This is a genomic window from Rathayibacter sp. AY1D5 (assembly GCF_002932515.1).
In the GTDB taxonomy this organism is placed as follows: domain Bacteria; phylum Actinomycetota; class Actinomycetes; order Actinomycetales; family Microbacteriaceae; genus Rathayibacter.
Genome location: NZ_PSVU01000136.1, coordinates 1 through 501 on the forward strand (window position 1 = coordinate 1; position 501 = coordinate 501).

Below are 501 nucleotides of genomic sequence, written 5' to 3' on the forward strand. Positions count from 1 at the left end.
GCCGACGTCCCCTACGCGGTCGGCACCTACCGGGAGGCCTGGGCGTCCTACCCTGTCCTGGTGCGGCAGTACCGGCCCGAGTACAACGAGGGCGTCGTGCTCAGCCAGATCCCGCCCGCGGCCGACGTGTACCTGTGCTGGCTCTGCGACGCCGGACACGTCTTCGTCGCCACTCCCGAGGAGCAGCGCCACCGTCCCGGCCGGGAGCGGCGCCGCTCCTCCTGGTGCCCCGACTGCGCCGAGCTCGCCTCGCCGCGCCTGCCCCGGGCCGCGCCGATGATCGGCGGTCGGCTCGCCGAGGTGCTCGCGCCGACGTCCGCCCCCGGCGACGGCTCCTTCGTCCTCCTGGCGCCGCCCGCCGTGATCGCGCGGGGGCTCCCGATGTCCGCGTCGCCCACCGGCCGCGGGTCCGCGTCACCCGCCGACCCGAGCGGATCCGCGCCCGCCGCGTCGTCGACTCCTCCGTCCGCTCGATCGAGTCCTCCAGCTGCCGCCGCTCCG

1 pseudogene is annotated in these 501 nt (G+C 76.8%); it reads left to right on the forward strand.

Annotated features, from left to right (window positions below):
* Positions 1-501 (forward strand): annotated as a pseudogene (locus tag C5C82_RS18140) (hypothetical protein); the annotation flags it as partial.